Origin of the sequence: Erwinia sp. CGal63 (genome assembly GCF_037026505.1) — a bacterium.
Lineage (GTDB): Bacteria > Pseudomonadota > Gammaproteobacteria > Enterobacterales > Enterobacteriaceae > Erwinia.
In genome coordinates, this window is record NZ_JAKUMN010000003.1 from 340,329 (window position 1) to 357,984 (window position 17,656).

Consider the following 17,656-nt stretch of genomic DNA (forward strand, 5'->3'; position numbering starts at 1 on the left):
CAAGATGAAAAATTCTGTTTTACTCTTTGCTTTTTGCGCGTCCTTTTTTACCTATGCTGATACTGCATTAAAACCCGTTGATATTAGCCCTTACCAAAAATCTCTTTACGAAGCCGGAGAAAAATCAGGCATTAATAATGCGGCTCCGGTGGCTAAGCAAAGCTTTGGTCTCTATACAGACGAAAAGAAAATCGGCACTTTTATTAGCGGGCAGGGCTTTAGCGAGCAGAATAGCGGTATCTGCCTTATCAGTTGGGCGACAGCAGCAGATAATATCGATGTAACAATTCCGACCATAGGAAAAGATCGTTGGGAGGCTGAAGCTTGTAACGGAACGGTAACCGTTGGCGTTTTGTCGCCAGAGGGAGCGGAACAAGTCATTATCGGGGTTATCTATAAGGCGCAGTCACCCAACACTTCATTAATGGAATCCGTGATTTTCGCCATAGACAAACAGCAGCAAAAGCTGACTCTTGACCAAACGCTAACGGAAAAAATTGGCTCGCAGGGTGCGAGCACGCTTGGCAGCCTCAGGCGACTTTATCAGCAGTACGCGAGCAATAGCGTAGAGCAGCTACCAACAGAAGATAGCTCACTGTTACAGGTAGAAGAGGTGATTAAGGCGCATAAGCTAGTTCCCAACGCGGCGTGCGTTAATTACCTGCTAACTAAGAATGCCGAACCCGGTGTGGATCTGGTTGATATAGTGGAAAAGCACGGCGGCGATTGCCCTGGCGATCCGGAAACGCAACCCCGCTTATTCAGCGTCTATGTCGATCAAAAAAGCAAACAGATGATCAGCGATAAAGACGATCCGGTAGAGGGAAATTTTACGCTCTTACTGCCGGGTAAGGCTGGTTAATTTTCTCAGTCAGTAAGGAAACAGAATGCGCCGCATAATGATGCTTCTTACGGCCTTCACTGTCGGCCGCTCTCTGGCCGCGCCGCTGCCGCCAACGCTTAACGGCAGTTGGCAGGTTACGCATGTCGGCATTGATGAGTGGATTCAAAGTAGTCATTACGGCGTACCGGACGATCCTTATCTTGTTGGCCGCCGTGTGGTCATAAGCCAGACAGAGATTAGTACGCCTATGAGCAATCTGTCGACGTGTAAAGCGCCAGAAGTCAGCAGCGGGCCGAATTTAAGTCTGGATGAACTGGTTGCGCTGACCGAAGGCGATCGTCAAACAGAGCCTGTCAAACCTGTAGCTAAAGATTACGGCCTGGCTTTTCCGGGCATTCAGCGGGTCATGCCGCTGATGTTAAATTGCAAACAGGGCAGTTTTGCTGACGAAGGTGCCAATATTAAGCCCTGGCTGGTACTGGCCGACCAAAATACTCTACTGGTCTCTGGCAATATGAGCAGCATCCTGACGCTTAAAAGAGTTACCGACGATCTGCCTTTACCTGCTTTTGACTGCCGCAAAGCGCAACAGGAAGACGAACAGGCTATTTGCCGCTCTTATGATTTGGCCGCATGGGATAAAAGCGTTAAAGAAGCTTATAGCGCCGCCATACAGCAATTAAAACAGAATGATAATAAGCACGAACTTAAACAGGTTATCAGTGCCCAGCGACTATGGATAAAAGAGCGGGCAGCCTGCCAAACAAACAGCCAGTGTCTTTATAAAAGCATGTCCGACCGTATTAATTTTCTCAGCCAATACTATTAATTCTTTGGCAGGCAGCGATCTTTTATGATTGCCACTACCGGAAACACAGCATGAAACGCGTTGTACTCTCTCTCGCTTTATTGACCCCACTTGCCGCGGCCAGCCCGCATCTGGCGGCGGTAGATGCGGATGCCTTTGCGCCTTCGCTTGCGGAAAAAGCCTTGTCGCTGGATATCGCTGGCGCAGAGCCTTCCGGCCAGCAGACCTTTGCCGTGCGGGACAGTGGCCAGCTGCTGGGCGTGCTGGTGCCGGGCAAAGGTCTGCTCAGAGCCGATATGAACGCCTGCTTTATTGGCTGGTCGCGCGACGGCAAAACCGTAGCCAGCCTGACGCCGACCATCGGTTTTGCGCAGTTTGACGGCGAAGCCTGTGAAGATGTCACCAGCGTCGGCGTTATTTCGCGGCCGGATGACAGCGAACTCAAAATTGCCATGATTTATACCGCCACCACGCTGGTAGAAACTTCGCTGGTGGCGGTGGTGCTGGCTTACGATCCGCAGACTCGCTCACTGGTAGTGGATAAAGCGCTAACCAAAAGAGTTAACGATGCAGAGCTGGACAGCGTGCCGAAAATCCGCCGCTTTTACGCCGCGCCAGGCAGTTTTGCCAGCGTAGATGGCACGCTTAAGCCATAACCTTATTTAAAAACTGTCGACATTGCGAAGCTGAGCAGTCGTCAGCAGCCCGTTTCAACTCCCGCCGGTGAACCGCCGGCGCGGCCCGACATCCAACGCAGGAAAACGTGATGCGATTTACGATAGTAGCGACCAAAGCGGGTCAGCAGCCGCCGCAGAGCAGCTGCGACTTTTTGCCGCCGGGCGGCACCATCGGCCGCGGCGCCGATAACAATCTGGTACTGCCGGACGATGACCGCACGATATCCCGCTTACAGGCGATTGTGCATATCACCGCCGACGGCGAATGCCGCATTACCAATCGCGGCAACGTAACGCTGGTTCATCTGAACGATATCCCGCTGGAGCGTGGCCGTCAGGTCGAACTTCAGGATGGCGATATTCTTGGTATCGACGATTACCGTTTACAGGTAACCGATCTGCACGCCGCCGCGCAGCCTGTGGTCAGGCCTGCACCGATTGCTCGTCCTGCTGCACCGAAACAGGAGAGCGCGCCGGCCGCGATCCCCAGCGAAATCTGGGACAGCCTGGCGCAGGAATTTTCTATCAGCGACAACCTGTCCAGCCGCAGTAAGCCCGCGCCTGCCGGCCACGATAATCCGCTGATGGAAAAAGCCCAGGAGCGCAATCCGGTCGATCCGCTGGCGCAGTTTGCTGACAGCAAAGATCCGCTTAACCTGGATCGTCGGGATCAAACGCCCGATTCGCTGTTCCACAATGAATCTTTGTTCGATCAAAAGAGCATCTTTGACGACAGCACGCCGGGTACGCTGGCCTCACAGGATAAAAAGCAGAGTCTGGATCCGATGGCGCTGTTCGGCAACAGCAGCGGCGCGCCTGCGGACAGCGACGATCCGCTGGGCCTGATGATGGGTAACGCCGTGCCGCTGACGCCGCCGGAAGAAGCGCCGCGCAAGCAGGACGCTTTTGTACCGCCTTCGCCAAAAGCGCTGGACAGCAGGCCGCAGCCAGAGCCGCAGTTTGAGGAGCGTGCAGAGCTGAGCCCATCGTCACTGTTTGGCGATGAAGCAGATCTGAATAAGTCGCCGCTGTTTGACGAGGATCCGCAAGCTGCGGATGAGCTAAAGAAGTCGCCGCTGTTCAATGAAAGCGTTTCGGCCAGCGGCACGCCATCCGAAGAAGTGCCGCAGATCGATGCCGACTTTAACGAAAGCGCGCAGCAGCCAGCTGCGCCAGTGCAACCGCCGCGGCAGCAGCAGGATTACGGCGGCATCACGCTGCCGACGCCGCAGGCCGTGCCGCGCAATACCACGCCGCCGCCGAAAGGGCGTTTGCGTATCGATCCGGTCGCCAGCTCAGGCGCACAGCAGAGCCATAGCGGCGCCGCCGATGGCGAACGTCTGAACGGCGAGCTGCTGGAGGCGCTGATAGGCGGCATGGGGCTGAAAGATCTGCAGCCGACGCCGCGCTTCGATCGTGACTCGATGCAGGAGCTGGGTCAGATGCTGAGCATGTTCTCGCAGGGCACCGTCGCTTTACTTTCGTCCCGTTCGATCCTCAAACGCGGCGTAAAAGCGGAAATGACGGTGATCCTCGACGAGGCCAATAACCCGTTCAAGCTGCTGCCTTCCGGCCAGTCAGTGCTGATGCAGATGTTCGGCAGCCGTATGCCCGGCTTTATGCCGCCAAAGCAGTCGGTACGCGATGCGCTGGTAGATCTTCAGGCGCACCAGCTGGGAATGATCGCCGGCATCCGCGCGATTATCGCTTCCATGCTGCAATCCTTTAATCCGCAGCAGCTGGAGGAAGAGGCGCGCGAAGAAGGCGCCATCTCTCGTCTGGCGCTGCCCAACAGCCGTAAAGCCGCGCTGTGGGAGCATTTCACCAAACGCTACGGCGAAACGGCGGGTGAAATCGAGGATGACTTTCATACGCTGTTCGGCGAAGCCTTCCTGCACGCCTACGACATGGAAGTCAATCAGTACAAAGACTCACAAATCAGATCGGAAGAATGATGAATATCACCATTGCCTCTATGTCGCACCAGGGCGCGCGCGAAAGCAACCAGGATCAGACCGGTGAGCATATCGGTAAGCGCTCGGCCTGCTTCGTAGTCTGCGACGGCGTGGCAGGCCTGCCGGGCGGCGACGTTGCGGCGGAACTGGCGCGGGACACGATTCTGCAGCGCTTTGACGGCGAGCGGCATCTGGACGCGCAGAGTATTCGCCAGTACGTCAACGACGCCAACAGCGCTATTCGCCAGCAGCAGGCGCTCAGCGACTACAAGCGCATGGGCACGACGCTGGTCAGTCTGTTTATCGATCGGGATTTCGATCTGGCCTGGTGGGCGCACGCGGGCGACAGCCGCCTTTATCTTTTTCGTCGCGGCTATCTTTACCACGTCACCACCGACCACAGCCTGGTGCAGCAGATGAAAGATGCCGGACATCAGACCGAAGGCATCAACAGCAACCTGCTCTATTTCGCGCTTGGCATGGGCGATGAGGAGCGCGACGCCAGCTACAGCGACGTGGTGGAAATTGAAGACGGCGACGCTTTCCTGCTCTGCACCGACGGCTTCTGGCACGGGCTGTCGCAGGAAAATATGCAGGAGTCGCTGCATATGGTTAATACGCCGGACGAATGGCTGACGCTGATGCAGCAGGCCATCCGCAAAAACGAGCTGCACTCGTCGGCCAGTCAGGACAACTACAGCGCCGTCGCCGTTTGGGTCGGCAATCCGCAGGACACTACGCTGCTGCATTCACTGGAAGCCGCAGCCCGATTTTTTCCTCTTCGTGATTAACATAAGGTTTTCAGAAACACTCATGAAACATTGGCTAACGGGTTTTACCCTGCTGATTGCGTCCACCGCCTGGGCGCAGGATTACCACGTTGTTACCGCGAAAACGCTGCAGATGGATGTCTGGATCGATAACGTCAAGGATCAGAAGCCTGCCAGCTGGTGTAAGCGCGATATTCCGCTACGCATCGTGGCGAACGGCGATAAGGATCCGGCAAACGTCAACGCCCTGCTGCCGCAGGTGGCAAATCTGATGTCTCACAGCTGCGCGAAAATAGCGTCGTTTCAGTGGCAGCTCACCGACAGCAGCGGTAAAGCGCTGGCGCACGGCAGCGCCGCGAAGACGAAACAATGGCAGAGTAAGATCGAAGTGGAAACGCCTGCGGAAGCCATAGCGCCCGCCGCTGAAGCCGCCGCGCCGATTAAACCGGAAGATCTCTCTCCGCCAGCGGATACCACGCCGTGGATCCAGTTCAGCCTGCTCGACGGCTGTCATTTCCGCACCTGGTGGAACAACGGCAGCCAGACCAGCGCGCTGTTCGTGCCGGCCAAAGGCGGCGTGACCTGCGGCGGCGACGGCTGGCTCAGCGGCGACGGCCAGATTACGCGGCTGGGCAACGGCGCGGCCAGAAAGCAGCAGGTCAGCTTTTTACAGGGCTTTCCGGTGTTCAACCTGAATGGCAAAGCGGTAAGCCGCGATATGCAGATCACCACCGTCAACAACGAACGCATGGTGCTCAGCGATGAAAAGTCGCCGCAGAGCTGGATGATTGTGCCTTACGCGCCCACACTGAACGGCTGGCAGGCCGACGGCGCCGTGGTGGTGGCGATGAGCCAGCAGGAAGCCAGCGACGCCAGCACGCTGAAAGCGCGACTGGAGGAAGTTCGCAAAGTCTGGTCGCCTTATCTGGTCGACGGCAAGCTGACCATTAAGCTGGTGGAGGAGATTCATCCTGAGCTGAAAGATCCGGCCGCCGGCGCTTACCGAACGCTTAACTAATCCCTTGCCCGCCAAAGGAACGCTATGAAATCTCTCACTGAACTGATGTCCGGCGCGACCCTTGCGGAAACGCTGGCGCGCGTTGAAAACGACATTAAAAGCCGCCCGGCGGATGCCGATCTGCGTGCGGCCTTTGTGCAGCTGCTTTGTCTGGCGGGCCACTGGCCGCGCGCCAAAACCCAGCTGAAGTCCTGGCTGGCGTTAAAACCGCAGGCGCGGCCGACGGTGACGCTACTGGAGCAGACCATTACCGCAGAGATCCAGCGTGCGGCGGTCTTCGAAGGGCTGGCGATGCCGAGAATGCCCGGCGAGGCTTTCGCCTGGGCAGAAGATCTACTGAAAGCGCTACGCAAGGAGCACGCAAGCGAGGCGGACGAACTGCGCGCGGCGGCTTTTGAGGCGGCGCCGCTCAATCCGGCGCAGGTCATCACGCAGGATGAGCAGGCGCACAGCGTGGCATGGCTGATTGATGGCGATGGCCGCCTTGGCCCGATCTGCGAACTGATCGTCAATGGCCACTACACCTGGCTGCCGTTCGCCGCCATTCGCGAAATGCGTTTTCAGGCGCCGGCCAGCGTCACCGATCTGGTCTGGCGGCACACCGCCGTCACGCTGATCGACGGCAGCGAGCAGGTTTGCCAGCTGCCGGTACGCTATCCGTTCGCCGATACTGCCAGCGACAATCTGCGTCTTGGCGCCGTGACCGAGTGGTCGCCGCTGGATGACCAGCAGTTTATCGGTCACGGCCAGAAAACCTGGCTGAGTGAAGAGCGCGATTTCCCGCTGCTGAGCCTGACGCGTCTCGTTTTCGCCGGAGCGGCGACCGACGATGAGTGATGGCAGAGAACTGCTGCATGGCGGCTATCGTCAGCGCGGCAAAGAGGCAACGACGGCTCGCGACAAAATGCAGCCGTCGCTGTTGGACAGGCTGACCGATAACGCGCCCGACAAGCAGCAGGAAGCGGCCAGCAGCCGCGTGATTTCTCACACCGCGCTGAAACGCAACGTGCTGCGCGACCTGCAGTGGCTGTTCAACAGCATCAATAACGAAGCGCAACAGGATCTATCGCCGTTTCCGCACGTGCGGCGTTCCGCCTGGAACTTTGGCGTCGCGCCGCTGGCGGGACAGCGGATGTCCGATATCGAATGGCAGGATATTCAGCGCAAGCTGACCAACTCCATTTTGCATTTCGAGCCGCGCATTCTGCCGGCAGGCTTACAGGTGCGCTGCATTTCCGATACCAGCTCGCTGAGTCTGCATAACGTGCTGTCGATCGAAATCAAAGGGCGGCTCTGGTGCGTGCCTTATCCGCTGGAGTTTCTGTTCCGTACCGATCTTGATTTAGAAAACGGCCATTTTGAACTGAAAGACGTAGGGTAATCATGGACAGCAAACTGCTCGATTATTACAACCGTGAACTGGCATATCTGCGCGAAATGGGAGCGGAGTTCGCCGCACGCTACCCCAAAGTCGCCGGACGGCTGGGCATGAGCGGCATCGAAGTGGCCGACCCCTACGTTGAGCGGCTGATGGAAGGCTTTGCCTTTTTGACCTCGCGCGTGCAGCTGAAGATGGACGCCGAGTTCCCGCGTTTTTCCCAGCGTATGCTGGAGATGATTGCGCCCAACTACCTTTCGCCGATGCCTTCAATGGCGATTGCCGAGCTGCATCCGGACGGCAAAAAAGGCGATATCAGCGGCGGTTTTCTGGTGCCGCGCGGCACCATGATGGACAGCCAGACGCTGAAAAAGAACGGCGTAACCTGTAGCTACGCCACGGCGCACGACGTCATGCTGCAGCCGTTGCGCATTGACCAGGTGGAGCTGGGCGGCGTGCCGGCGGATATTCCGCTGGGTAGCCTGGGACTGAGCCAGCGCGGCGCGGTCAGCGCGCTGCGTATCCGCCTGCAGTGCTTTAGCGAAGTAGCGCTGAGTCATCTGACGCTCGATAACCTGATGTTCTATCTCAGCGGCCCCGATATTCAGGCGCAGCAGCTGCTGGAGCTGATTATGCAGCACACGGTCGGCGCCTTGTGCCAGACGGTGGAAGCGCAGCCGCAGCGCGTGGCGCTGAGCGACGATGCGCTGAAGCAGGAAGGTTTCGCCGCCGATCAGGCGCTGCTACCGCAGGATCTGCGCAACTTCGACGGTTATCGACTGCTGCAGGAATATTTCGCTTTCCCGGCGCGCTTCCAGTTCGTCAGCGTCAGCGGGCTGGGCGAACTGCCCGCGCGTTGTGGGCCAGAGGTAAAAGCCTTTGAAATCGTGCTGCTGCTGGACAAGGCAGACGCGGCGCTGGAAAGGGTGATCGACAAAAGCCATCTGGCGCTGCACTGCACGCCGGTTATCAATCTGTTCCCGAAAACGGCGGAGCGGCAGAAGGTCAGCGACGGCGCGCATGAGTATCATCTGGTGGTCGATAATATTCGGCCGCTGGATTATGAGATCTATTCGGTACAGAAGCTCTATGCCTCGGGCGATCGCCAGCAGGGCGAACAGATCTTTCGCCCTTTCTGGAGCACCTTCAGCCGGGACGAAGGCGATTACGGCGCTTATTTCTCGCTGCGACGCGAGCAGCGTACCCTGTCGGAACGTGCGCAGCGCTACGGCACGCGTACCGGCTATATCGGCTCGGAGGTCTTTCTCTCGCTGGTGGATGAGCGCCAGTCGCCGTGGCGCGATGATTTACGCTACCTGACGGCAGAAGTGATGTGTACCAGCCGCGACCTGCCGCTGATGCTGCTGGCGCAGGATCAGGGCAATTTTATGATGGCGGACTCGCTGCCTGTAGGTCAGCTCACGCTGCGTAAAGGCCCGACGCCGCCGCGTAAGGCGCTGGCGGAAGGCATGGCGGCCTGGCGGCTGATCGGGCATTTGCAGATGAACTATTTAAGCCTGATGGATAGCGACGACGGCGAAGGCGCTTCGGCGCTGCGCGAGCTGCTGGGACTGTACGCCAACCTGGCGGAAGCGCCGGTCGCGCGGCAGATCGAGGGCATTCGCCACTGTCAGCTGAAGCCGGTGAACCGTCGCGTGCCGGAACCCGGCCCTATCGTGTTCGCGCGCGGTATCGGCATTGAGCTGAGCGTTGACGAACAGGCGTTCTCCGGTGCCAGTCCGTGGCTGCTGGGCAGCGTGCTGGAGCAGGTATTCGCCAGGCTGGTCGCCATCAACAGCTTTACCGAGCTGACGCTAACCAGCCAGCAGCGCGGCGAAATCGGCTACTGGCCCGCGCGCATGGGCAAAAGGGCGCTGGTATGAAAGTGTTGCGCATCCCTCAAGCGCCGCGGCTGCCGCAGGACTTTTGGCCCGGCGTAACACAGGCGCCGTGGCGTTACGATCTGTTCCAGCTGCTGCGCAGGCTGGACGCCCAGAGCGGCGAGCGTTATCCGCTGGGTCGGGCGCCGCAGCCGCGCCATGAACCGCTGCGTATCGGCCAGGAACCGTCGCTGGCCTTCGCGCCCGCCACGCTGTCTAAAGCCAGCCCGCGCGACAATACGCCGCTGCACGATGTTTCGATCCTCAGCTTCGGCCTCTTCGGCCCTAACGGCCCGCTGCCGACGCATCTGACGGAGTATGCCCGCGAGCGCATTACCCATCATCAGGATCGCAGCCTGTCGGCCTTTGCCGATCTGTTTCATCACCGCCTGACGCTGCTTTTCTATCGCGCCTGGGCCGACGCGCAGCCGACGGTATCGCTGGATCGACAAGACGATCGGCGTTTCGAGCGCTATCTGGCCAGCCTGATCGGCATGGGGCTGCCGGCGCAAAGGGAAAAAGGAACCCTGAGCGATCATGCGCGCTATGCGGTGGCGGGCCACTTAACCCGGCAGGCGCGCGACGTAGAAGGCCTGCAAAAAATCCTCAGCCACTACTTTAACGTGCCGGTAAAACTGGTGGAAAACGTGCCGCACTGGCTGCCGATCGACAGCCGTGAGCGGGCAAAGCTGGGCGCGGGCAGACACGCGCCGAAGCTGGGCGAATCGATGTTTTTGGGCGTGGCGGTGCGCGACGTGCAGCATAAGTTTCGCATCGAGCTGGGGCCGATGCCGCTGGACACCTATAACCGCTTTTTGCCGGGCGAAGCCTGGACGCAGCAGCTGCGCGACTGGGTACGGCAGTATCTGGGCATTGAATATGTCTGGGAGCTGCGGCTGATTCTGGCGGCCGAAGAGGCGAAAGGCGTTACGCTGGGCGGCCAGGCCAGACTGGGCTTTAACAGCTGGCTGGGCCAGTTAAACCGCGAGCGGCCGTTACGCGATTTAACCTTCAGTCCGGAATCGCAATAGGTTTAAGCCGCAAGACGTTATAAAAAATAAGCCTTCTCTTCTTATTACAATATTTTGATTGTGCAGCCTGTTGTCGCAGCAGCAAATTTTGTCCCTTCCTCTTTTATAAAGACTTCAACTCACTGAGATCAACCATGTCAGAAATCAGCCGCGCCGTACTGTTCGGCAAACTGGATACGCTGTTATTTACCTCGCTGGAAAGCGCCACCGCCTTTTGCAAGCTGCGCGGCAATCCCTATGTGGAGCTGGTGCACTGGCTGCATCAGCTGATGCAGCAGCAGGATGGCGATCTGCAACAGCTTATTCGCTACTTTTCTCTGGATGAAGAGGCGTTAACGCGCGATATCGTTGCCGCGCTGGATCGTCTGCCTCGCGGCGCCAGCGCGGTATCGGATCTGTCGGAACATATCGATAGCGCGGTGGAACGCGCCTGGGTATATGGTTCGCTGAAGTTCGGCGTGCAGCAGATCCGCGGCGGTCATCTGCTGATCGGCCTGCTGAAAACCTTTAACCTGGCAAACGTGCTGAAAGGCATCTCGCCGCAGTTCGGTCGCGTCAGCGCCGACACGCTGCTGGAGCAGTTCGACAGCGTGTTCGCCAACAGTAAAGAAACCAGCATTGCCGCCGCGCCTGCGCAGGACGGCACCGTGCCGCAGCAGAAAAGCACGCTGGCGCAGTACGCGCAGGATCTGACGGCGCGCGCACGCGAAGGCAAGATCGACCCGATCGCCGGACGCGACGAAGAGATCCGCCAGATGGTGGATATCCTGATGCGTCGCCGCCAGAACAATCCGCTGCTGACCGGCGAAGCGGGCGTGGGTAAAACGGCGGTAGTGGAAGGCCTGGCGCTGCGCATGGCGGCGGGCGACGTGCCGGCGCCTTTGCAGAACGTCCAGCTGTGGCTGCTGGATATCGGCATGCTGCAGGCCGGTGCGGGCATGAAGGGCGAATTTGAAGCGCGGCTTCAGGCGTTGATCAACGAGGTACAATCCAGCACCACGCCGATTATCCTGTTTATCGACGAGATCCACACGCTGATTGGCGCGGGCGGCCAGCAGGGCACGGGCGACGCGGCCAACCTGCTCAAGCCTGCGCTGGCTCGCGGTCAGCTGCGCACCATCGGCGCGACCACGTGGGCGGAATACAAAAAATATATCGAGAAAGATCCGGCGCTGACCCGTCGTTTTCAAACCGTGCAGGTTCAGGAGCCGGATGAGGAAAAGGCGCTGCTGATGCTGCGTAGCGTTGTCGCGCCGCTGGAGAAGCATCACCGTGTGCTGTTGCTAGATGAAGCGGTCGTCGCTGCCGTAAAACTCTCCCATCGCTATATTCCGGCTCGCCAGCTGCCCGATAAAGCCGTAGCGCTGCTGGATACCGCCTGCGCCCGCGTCGCCGTCAGCCAGAGCGCGCAGCCGCCGCAGCTGGAAGATTGCCTGCAGCGCATCCACGCGCTGGAGATCGAAAAAGAGATAGCGGAACGCGAAGCGAAAGTGACGATTGGCGATCCGGCTCGCGTGGTTAAAATCAGCGAGCAGCTTGGCGAACTGGCCATGCAGCGCGATGAATTAGCCGCACGCTGGCAGAACGAGCGCGAACTGGTGGATAGCATTATCGCTTTACGCGCGCAGCTGCACGAAGACAAAGCGGAAGATGTCGCCGCCCTGCACCAGCAGCTTGCCGACCAGCAGCAGCAGCTGAAAACGCTTCAGGGCGAGGCGCCGCTGCTGTTTGCCGCCGTCGATGCTAACGTGGTGGCCGCCGTGGTTTCCGACTGGACGGGCATTCCGCTGGGCCGCATGGTGAAAAACGAGATCGACGCGGTGCTGAAGCTGGCCGACACGCTGAACGAGCGCGTGATTGGTCAGCGCCACGGCCTGGATCTGATCGCTAAACGCGTCCGCACTTCCCGCGCGCGGCTGGACGATCCCAACAAGCCGGTAGGCGTCTTTATGCTCTGCGGCCCGTCCGGCGTCGGTAAGACCGAAACCGCGCTGGCGCTGGCGGAAACCCTTTACGGCGGCGAGCAGAACATCATCACCATCAATATGAGCGAGTTCCAGGAAGCGCACACCGTCTCGACGCTGAAGGGGGCGCCTCCGGGCTATGTCGGCTACGGCGAAGGCGGCGTATTGACTGAAGCGGTGCGCCGCCGTCCTTACAGCGTGGTGCTGCTGGACGAAATCGAAAAAGCGCATCCCGACGTGCATGAGATCTTCTTCCAGGTCTTTGATAAAGGCTGGATGGAGGATGGCGAAGGCCGCCATATCGATTTCCGCAACACGCTGATTATTTTGACTTCTAACGTCGGCACCCAGCTTATCAGCGCCATGTGCGCCGATCCGGAGCTGATGCCGGAACCGGATGCGCTGGCAGGCGCGCTGCGTGGGCCGCTGCTGGAAGTCTTCCCGCCAGCGCTGCTGGGGCGTCTGCTGGTGGTGCCTTACTATCCGCTGAGCGACGAGATGCTCGCCAGCATCGTGCGTTTGCAGCTTAAACGTATCCAGCTGCGTCTGGAGCAGAACCACGGCATCGTCTCTGAAGTGGACGACAGCGTGATTGAACGCATCGTTCAGCGCTGTACTGAGGTAGAATCCGGCGGCCGTATGGTCGATGCCATCCTTACCAACACGCTGCTGCCGCAGATGAGCCAGCTCCTGCTGGATGCGCACCGGCGTGAAGAACAGTACCAACGCCTGCGAGTAACCCTGCACGAGGGCGAGTTCCAGTGTCAGTTTGAGGCGTAAGCCGCAATTAAGAGAGTTGTCCAATATGTCAGAACAAGATATTCCGCGAGCTATTCCTAACGCTCTGCCGGTGGGCTACCGCTTTAACGAGTTTGAAATTAAAGAGGTGATTGGCGGCGGCGGCTTTGGCATCGTCTATCGCGCCTGGGACCACCAGCTCGAACGTACCATCGCCATCAAAGAGTTTATGCCCGCCTCGCTTGCGGTGCGCAATGATGACCTGACGCTGGTGCTGCGCAGCGAGCGCTTCAGCAAAAGTTTTCACGCCGGGCTGAACAGCTTTATTCAGGAGGCGCGGCTGCTGGCCCGCTTTAACCATCCGAATCTGCTGCACGTGCTGCGCTTCTGGGTGCAGAACGATACCGCTTATATGGGCACGGCGTTCTATACCGGCACCACGCTGTCGCAGCTGCACAGCCGCCGCCCGGAGATGATCAGCGAAGCCTGGATCCGCTGCCTGCTGCCGCCGCTGTTCGGCGCGATTAATACTATCCACCGCGAAGGCTATCTGCATCGCGATATCTCACTGGATAATATCCAGATTCAGGAGAACGGCGTGCCGGTGCTGCTGGACTTCGGCTCGGCGCGTAAGGCGATCGGCAACCTCTCCGACGAGACCGAAACCATGCTCAAGCCGGGCTTTGCGCCGATTGAGCAATACAGCGACGACAACGAAAGCGAGCAGGGCAGCTGGACCGATATCTACGCGCTGGGCGCGGTGCTGCATACGCTGATCGTTGGCTCGCCGCCGCCGGTCAGCGTGGTGCGCAGCATCGAGGATAACTATAAGCCGCTGATGCAGCAAAAGCCGGAAGGCTACTCGCTGCCGCTGCTGCACGCGATTGACCGCGCGCTGGCGCTGCAGCCGGAGGATCGTCCGCAGACGGTGGATGAGTTTGCCGCGCTGATGGAGCTTTCCGCCAGCGATATCAACGAAATCCTCGAAGTGAAGGTCAGCGGGCCGGGCACCATGCTGGTACCGGTTGAGGAGAAAGCGCCAGCGTCGAAAGCCGCCGGGCTGAAGCGTTTTATGGTGCCAGGCCTGATTGCCGCTGGCGTGCTGGTAGGTATTGGCGTCGGCGCGCTGCTCGCCGGTGGCGGCAGCGACGCGCCGCAGACCGCTGCCACGAATCCGCCAGCGGCCGCGCCTTCTGCGCCAGCGGCAACCTCTGCGCCAGCCGTCGCTGCGCAGCCGCCAGCGGCAACCGCTAAAGCGGAACCTGAAGCCGTGCCGCCTGCCGCCGAGCCGGAACCGGTTGCTCAGGTTTATATCAAGCTGCTGCCGGGCGACAAAGTAGCGATGAACGGCAGCGCTCAGGCGCTGGTGCCGTCGCCGAACGGCTTCGCCATGCTGCAGCTGCCGCCGGGCGACTACCGCTTCAGCATCAGCAACGGCGGCCAGACGCGCAGCCAGAGCATCACTGTGGATCGCGAAGGCGTCTGGCTGCTTAATCCGCAAAGCTGAGTGAGCTGGCGGAAGGTGCAGACCCGGCCTTCCGCAAAAACGAAAAGCGCGAATGAGTAAATCTTTACCCGGCCGACATGGTGCCGGGTCTGTCAGTCAGGGAAACCGTTTTAGTCTTTGAAACCTGCGGCTGGCGATCCTGAAAGATCATCGTTCAACGCGTTATTTAAGGTGTGGATTAAATTAATTATTAGCATGGTAAGATCTCAGTTATGAATTGGATTGGGTATTTTCTTTTTCTGGGCCTCGCCGTATCCTTTATCTGGAACGGTAAGGATTTCTTCAATAAAAAAGAGTGGTTGCTTTTTGGCCTGAAGTTTATTGGGGTTTTCGCGGGTATCGCTATTTCCTCTGTGATATTAAAAAACATACTTATAGTCTGGCCGCTGATTAATACAGACGTCGCAACAGATGCAATTAAAAAGTCCAGCATGTCATTTATATGCGTTCTTAGCGTAAAGTTTATGGTCGTAATGATTTGTAGAATATTTTCAACTATCACCGGATTCCATGAAAAATATAATCAGGCGAACTATTCTAAAATAGTCTGGCTATCCGAACAAACGGGAACGCCACTCCTTTCTCTTGCAAAATGCCTTGCCACCGCGGGTGGCGCGCTCATGTTATATGGCGTGTGGCTGGCGCAACCTCTGGCTCAATAACTTGTTACCCAACTTATAACATTATCATCAGCCCGGCGTAGCCGGGCCAGTCCGGGAAACCACCATGTTTGATCGTATCACCGTCCTTCTGCCGGTCGAGGGCCTGCTGTTCTGGAAACTCAATGGCCGGGAATCCCTTTCCGAATCCTTTGAACTCACCGTTGAGCTGCTGGCGACCTCCGCGCGTATCGACCGCAAAACGCTGCTGGGCCAGCCGATAACCGTCTGCATCCCGACGCAGGGGCTGATGGCCACGCGCTACCTCAACGGCAAAATCACCCAGGCGGGCGTCTACAGCCAGGAGCTGAACGGCACGCGCTACGCGGTCTACCGCCTGACCATGGAGCCGGATCTGTGGCCGATGAAGCGCGACCGCAACCTGCGCATCTTCCAGAGCCAGACGGCGGTGGCGATTATCAAAACGCTGCTGGGCGAGTACGGCGTGACGGTGGAGGACAGGCTCACCGGCAGCTACCGCGTGTGGGAATACTGCGTGCAGTATCAGGAAAGCAGCTTCGACTTTATCAGCCGCCTGATGGAGCTGGAGGGGATTTACTACTTCTTCCGCCACGAGGCGGACAGGCACACGCTGGTGCTGACCGACAGCGCGCAGCAGCACGCGCCGTACCCGGACTACGAAATTATCCCGTATCACCAGACGCCGTCGGGCGGCAGCACGGGCGAGGAAGGCGTGAGCGTGTGGGAGATGGAAGACCGCGTGACGCCGGGCATTTACAGCATCGACGACTATGACTTCCGCAAGCCGAACGCGTGGATGCTGCAGGCGCGGCAGAACCCGGCCTCACCGGCGCCGGGCCAGATAGACGTCTACGACTGGCCGGGCCACTTTGTCGACCACGACCACGGCGAGTTCTACGCGAAAATCCGCCAGGAAGTATGGCAGGTGGAGCACCAGCAAATCAGCGCGGTGGGCACGGCGCTGGGCCTGGCGCCGGGTTATACCTTCGGGCTGCTGAACGCGCCGTTCTTCAGCGACAACGGCGAGTACCTGACGGTAAGCGCGTACTACGACTTTGAAGAGAACCGCTACGCCAGCGGCGGCGACGGCAGCACGAAGCACAACATCGCCATCCGGGTTATCCCGTCGGACGTGACGTTCCGCAGCGCGCCGAAAACGCCGTGGCCGCGCACGCACGGGCCGCAGACGGCGAAGGTGGTGGGGCCGAAGGGCGAATCCATCTGGACGGACAAATATGGCCGCATCAAGGTGAAGTTCCACTGGGACAGGCTGGCGAAAGGCGACGACACCAGCTCGTGCTGGGTGCGCGTGTCGAGCGCCTGGGCGGGCCAGGGCTTCGGCGGCGTGCAGATCCCGCGCGTCAACGACGAGGTGGTGATCGACTTTATCAACGGCGATCCGGACAGGCCGATCGTGACGGGCCGCGTTTACAACGAGGCGAGCATGCCGCCGTGGGCGCTGCCGGGCGCGGCAACGCAGATGGGCTTTTTAAGCCGCTCGAAAGACGGCACGCCGGACAACGCCAACGCGCTGCGCTTTGAAGACAAGGCGGGCGAAGAGCAGGTGTGGATCCAGGCGCAGAAGAATATGGATACCAATATTAAAAATGACGAAACCCGCACGGTGGGTGGCTACTCGGCTTTGCAGGTTGAGAGAGACTACAGCACGAAAATTTTTGGCTCCTGTTTTAATACCACGCAGTGCGAACACTATGAGCTGGTTGGCTGGGAGTATACGGTCAGATCGGACGGCAGGATGCAGCTGGCTTCCAGCAAAAGCATTAGCCTGGTAAGCGGCGATAGCATGCTGACGCTTGACGCCAACGGCACCGTTTCCATCCAGTGTAAAAATTTTCAGATCAACGCTTCAGAACAGGGGCAAATCAATACGGGCGGTACGCTCGATCTGAATATCAAACAGCCGGAAACCGCGCCGTCGCCTTCACCAACGCCAAAAGATATTGCCAGCGAATTAGAGAAAGAATTAAACGATAAAGGGAGCGATGCATGAGCCAGAAAAAGGAATATTGGTTAACGGAAGGCAAACTGCATCTGCCGGAAATTTGTCAGGAACAAAGCATTACTATCCTCAAGCTGCCGAAAGCGCGCGCCACGCTGGTAGTAACTCGCGCCTGGGATGTGAAAGAAGGCGAAGAAGAAAGCTATCTGAAACAGCAGCTGATGAAAGTGAAGCGCGATATGAAAAAATTCGCTGCCGAAGAGGTTCAGGAAACGCGCTTTGGCAATTTACCTGCACGGGAAGTGGCAATGCGTTTCGAAAATCAGGGTGTAGCGGTGGTTCAAAAATTGCTGGTAGTCAGAACCGACACGCATCTGATGACGCTAACCTATAGCCGTGCAGGCGCTTTTGATGCTGATTCGCTGACCGTCTGGCAGGATATCAAACAGGGATTTATTCCTGCTGTGGGATCGGAGGCCTGAGTT

The 17,656-nt window shown here is 58.6% G+C and carries 15 protein-coding genes; all 15 read left to right on the plus strand.

From position 1 onward, the window contains the following. The first annotated feature begins 4 nt into the window (after positions 1–4). The 15 genes from MKZ79_RS12925 (at position 5) to MKZ79_RS12995 (ending at position 17,653) form a co-directional block, all read left to right on the plus strand. Complete coding sequence (locus tag MKZ79_RS12925; RefSeq protein ID WP_336142719.1) at positions 5–862, plus strand: hypothetical protein; 858 nt, start codon at positions 5–7, stop codon at positions 860–862. Between the two features lie 25 nt (positions 863–887). Next, positions 888–1,673: a lysozyme inhibitor LprI family protein gene (locus MKZ79_RS12930; protein WP_336142720.1), complete on the plus strand. Its 786-nt coding sequence runs from the start codon at positions 888–890 to the stop codon at positions 1,671–1,673. A 50-nt stretch (positions 1,674–1,723) separates the two neighbouring features. Further along, on the plus strand, positions 1,724–2,308 hold the full coding sequence (locus MKZ79_RS12935; protein ID WP_336142721.1) for a hypothetical protein: 585 nt from the start codon (positions 1,724–1,726) through the stop codon (positions 2,306–2,308). A gap of 110 nt (positions 2,309–2,418) precedes the next feature. After that, positions 2,419–4,284 carry a type VI secretion system-associated FHA domain protein TagH gene (gene tagH / locus MKZ79_RS12940; RefSeq protein ID WP_336142722.1) on the plus strand — a complete coding sequence of 622 codons (1,866 nt, stop codon included), beginning with the start codon at positions 2,419–2,421 and terminating at the stop codon, positions 4,282–4,284. Beyond that, positions 4,284–5,075, plus strand: coding sequence for a PP2C family protein-serine/threonine phosphatase (locus tag MKZ79_RS12945; RefSeq protein ID WP_336142723.1), 792 nt, complete (start codon positions 4,284–4,286; stop codon positions 5,073–5,075). The genes tagH and MKZ79_RS12945 overlap by 1 nt, the downstream gene beginning before the upstream one ends. A gap of 22 nt (positions 5,076–5,097) precedes the next feature. Beyond that, entirely contained in the window at positions 5,098–6,072 is a 975-nt protein-coding gene (locus MKZ79_RS12950; protein WP_336142725.1) for a hypothetical protein, read from the plus strand. A 24-nt stretch (positions 6,073–6,096) separates the two neighbouring features. Beyond that, complete coding sequence (locus MKZ79_RS12955) at positions 6,097–6,909, plus strand: type VI secretion system accessory protein TagJ (protein WP_336142726.1); 813 nt, start codon at positions 6,097–6,099, stop codon at positions 6,907–6,909. Beyond that, positions 6,902–7,453, plus strand: coding sequence for a type VI secretion system baseplate subunit TssE (gene tssE / locus MKZ79_RS12960; RefSeq protein WP_336142728.1), 552 nt, complete (start codon positions 6,902–6,904; stop codon positions 7,451–7,453). Before MKZ79_RS12955 ends, tssE begins: the two co-directional genes overlap by 8 nt. Before the next feature lie 2 nt (positions 7,454–7,455). Continuing rightward, positions 7,456–9,333 (plus strand): type VI secretion system baseplate subunit TssF, encoded by a 1,878-nt coding sequence (gene tssF / locus MKZ79_RS12965; protein WP_336142729.1) that lies wholly within the window; start codon positions 7,456–7,458, stop codon positions 9,331–9,333. Further along, on the plus strand, positions 9,330–10,361 hold the full coding sequence (tssG, locus tag MKZ79_RS12970) for a type VI secretion system baseplate subunit TssG (RefSeq protein WP_336142731.1): 1,032 nt from the start codon (positions 9,330–9,332) through the stop codon (positions 10,359–10,361). The genes tssF and tssG overlap by 4 nt, the downstream gene beginning before the upstream one ends. 134 nt (positions 10,362–10,495) lie before the next feature. Next, the gene (tssH, locus tag MKZ79_RS12975) at positions 10,496–13,105 is read left to right on the plus strand and encodes a type VI secretion system ATPase TssH (RefSeq protein ID WP_336142732.1); all 2,610 of its coding nucleotides are present in this window, start codon (positions 10,496–10,498) and stop codon (positions 13,103–13,105) included. 25 nt (positions 13,106–13,130) lie between these two features. Continuing rightward, complete coding sequence (locus tag MKZ79_RS12980) at positions 13,131–14,570, plus strand: serine/threonine protein kinase (protein WP_336142733.1); 1,440 nt, start codon at positions 13,131–13,133, stop codon at positions 14,568–14,570. 212 nt (positions 14,571–14,782) lie between these two features. Then, complete coding sequence (locus tag MKZ79_RS12985; RefSeq protein WP_336142734.1) at positions 14,783–15,232, plus strand: hypothetical protein; 450 nt, start codon at positions 14,783–14,785, stop codon at positions 15,230–15,232. A 64-nt stretch (positions 15,233–15,296) separates the two neighbouring features. Continuing rightward, entirely contained in the window at positions 15,297–17,222 is a 1,926-nt protein-coding gene (locus MKZ79_RS12990) for a type VI secretion system Vgr family protein (protein WP_336142735.1), read from the plus strand. Next, positions 17,219–17,653 (plus strand): DcrB-related protein, encoded by a 435-nt coding sequence (locus MKZ79_RS12995; protein ID WP_336142736.1) that lies wholly within the window; start codon positions 17,219–17,221, stop codon positions 17,651–17,653. The genes MKZ79_RS12990 and MKZ79_RS12995 overlap by 4 nt, the downstream gene beginning before the upstream one ends. The last annotated feature ends 3 nt before the right edge of the window (positions 17,654–17,656 follow it).